Genomic DNA, 2,253 nt, shown 5'->3' on the forward strand with positions numbered 1-2,253 from the left:
GCACTTTTGCGTTGTCCGCGAGCCTTGATTTTAGCTGCTCGATGCGTTTTTGTATATCGGCGCGCAGTATCAGCGCCTCGGCTAGTTTCACTTTCGTCCTTTTTAAAATTTATTTGCCGCCGCCAAGCTGTCTATCCTGTCCGTAGTGTGGCGAATACGGGCCGTAGAGCAAGCAGTTATTGCAGTTCTGCCCCAAAAGTATCGCATCCGCGCTTGTAGAAAGCTTGTATCCCGCATCGGTGATCGTATCGCCAACCTGCTTAATGACAGCGGAGATCAGCATACCCACGAGATTGTTACCGCCTCCGCCCGAGTCGTCGCTGACCTGCGCCGAGCCCTCCCAGAGCGTCGCGCCGCTTCGCAGATCCACGAGTTTGGCATTGACCGCCATCACGTTCGTGCTTTTGATAAGCATATACGAAGTGCCGTATTTGACGACGTTCAGATACAGCACGGCGTCTGCGCCGAAAATCTGTCTTAGCTTGTGCGCGGAGACATTTTGGATGTCGCTAGCCTCGTAAATTCCGTTATTTTTGAAGGTCTCATGCACGAGCGCTGGATCAAATACATAATACCCCGCTTCGCTTAGCGGATAGATCGCGTTGGCAAGCACGGCAGCACTTGCGTCCACTTCGGTAGTTTCGTTGCTCGGCATTAGCACCAAAATCGATCGAGGCTTAGCTTGCTGAAGCGCCGAGTAATCGTAAATTTCAGGCTCGCTTAGAGCGCACGCGTTAAAAAACAGCGCCACGAATACGCTAAAAATCGCTATTTGAGCTTTATTTTTCATTTTTTAGCCTTTTTATTCGTTTTGCCGCCCTGCTTTGCGGCAGCTTTGCCTTGCTTCGCAGAGACCGCTTTGGCGACTTCGCGTTCGCTTGATCCTTGAACTTTATCGGCGCCCGGCTTGGTCGCAGCCTCCGCTTTTTTAAGCGCGGCTGGGTTTGTAACGAAGGTCAAAAACGGCTTTGATTCAGGGAAGGCCTGAGCTTCTTTATCGAAATTCTCTCTCGCCCTCGCGCCGTTGCCCGCGCTTAGATACAAAAGCCCCAGATGCGAATAAAGCCCAGGCGGGACTTTAAGCCCCTTTTCGTATGCCTTTTGGATAGATTTTTCAAGCGCTTCGATCTGTTCGCCTACATCGCCTTCCTGCTTTAGATACTGATAGGTCGAGTCCGTGTAGCTGCCGTCCCAGTAATAAATTTGATTCCGCGTCCCGCCGCCGCAGCCGCAAAAGATCACGGCCGCAGCAGCAAGCGCAAGAGCGCTACTCGCTTTCAAATTTAATCCTTATCTCACTTTAAACGCGCCGTTTTCAAGGCCGTTAACGAGATTATTGACCGCTTCGATGATCGCTAAGCTTAGCACTTTGCCGTTTAGCGTCGAATCATAGCCCGCAGTGCCGCCGAAACCTAGCACTTCGCGATTTGACAGCTCATACTCGCCCGCACCTTGGGTCGAAAAGACCACCTCGGAGGTTCGCACGTCCACGACGTTTAAATTTACCTTAGAATACGCGGTTTGGGTCTTTCCCTTGCCTAAAATTCCAAACAGCTGATGATCTCCGGTCGTCTTGCGACCAAACTCGGTCACATCGCCGGTGATAACGTATCTGGCGCCCTTTAAGTTTTGCGCGCTTTTGGAGATTGCACTTTCCTCTTTGATGGCGCGCATATTCGTGCGATCAAGCACCGAGAAACGTCCCGTTTGCTGTAAGCTTGAGATCAAAATTGTCTGCGCTTGGTTGCCCAGTCTGTCCTCCCCGTCGGAGAACACCCCGTTGTTGTAAGAGGACTGGTTGTTAAAGCGTCCTACCGACACGGCGATCCGCTCGCCCGAGTAGTTGGTGTTTAGGGTCGCTACCGTAGGGGTTTGCACTACGCGAGAGCTCTCTTTCGCGCATCCGTTAAATAGCGCCAGCACCGAAGCTGCAATAACGGCAGCCGATATGGTTTTTTTGAAATTCATTCTTTACTCCTTGAAAAAATTTACGTATAATATCTCATTGTTTCTTAAAATTTTATGTATAAATTTAAGCGCATAAATTTAGCAAAACGGGAGCGATGATGCTTAATATTTTACTGGTCGAAGATGACGAGGCTTTGAGCTCGGCGATAAGAGAAAAGCTGCTTGACGAGGGTTTTAGCGTGAGCTGCGCCTTCGATGGCAAGCAGGCGGCAGAGACGCTGGATGAGGCGCACTTCGATCTGATCATCTCGGACGTGATGATGCCTAAGATGGACGGCTTTGAGC

Annotated in this window: 4 protein-coding genes; 1 reads left to right on the top strand and 3 read right to left on the bottom strand. The window is 50.6% G+C overall.

From position 1 onward, the window contains the following. Positions 1-109: 109 nt before the first annotated feature. The 3 genes from Q0369_RS03125 to Q0369_RS03135 are packed head-to-tail and all read right to left on the bottom strand — an operon-like array spanning position 110 to position 1,968. On the bottom strand, positions 110-790 hold the full coding sequence (locus Q0369_RS03125; protein ID WP_298095835.1) for a DUF799 domain-containing protein: 681 nt from the start codon (positions 788-790) through the stop codon (positions 110-112). Then, a complete protein-coding gene (locus tag Q0369_RS03130; RefSeq protein ID WP_298095838.1) occupies positions 787-1,281 on the bottom strand; it encodes a DUF4810 domain-containing protein in 495 nt (164 codons plus the stop codon). Before Q0369_RS03130 ends, Q0369_RS03125 begins: the two co-directional genes overlap by 4 nt. 9 nt (positions 1,282-1,290) lie before the next feature. After that, a complete protein-coding gene (locus Q0369_RS03135) occupies positions 1,291-1,968 on the bottom strand; it encodes a CsgG/HfaB family protein (RefSeq protein WP_298095841.1) in 678 nt (225 codons plus the stop codon). A 98-nt stretch (positions 1,969-2,066) separates the two neighbouring features. On the opposite strand from Q0369_RS03135, the gene Q0369_RS03140 reads away from it, so the two are divergent. Continuing rightward, the coding region (locus tag Q0369_RS03140) for a response regulator (RefSeq protein ID WP_298095844.1) at positions 2,067-2,253 on the top strand (187 nt) is incomplete at its 3' end.

Origin of the sequence: uncultured Campylobacter sp. (genome assembly GCF_938030685.1) — a bacterium.
GTDB lineage: Bacteria > Campylobacterota > Campylobacteria > Campylobacterales > Campylobacteraceae > Campylobacter_B.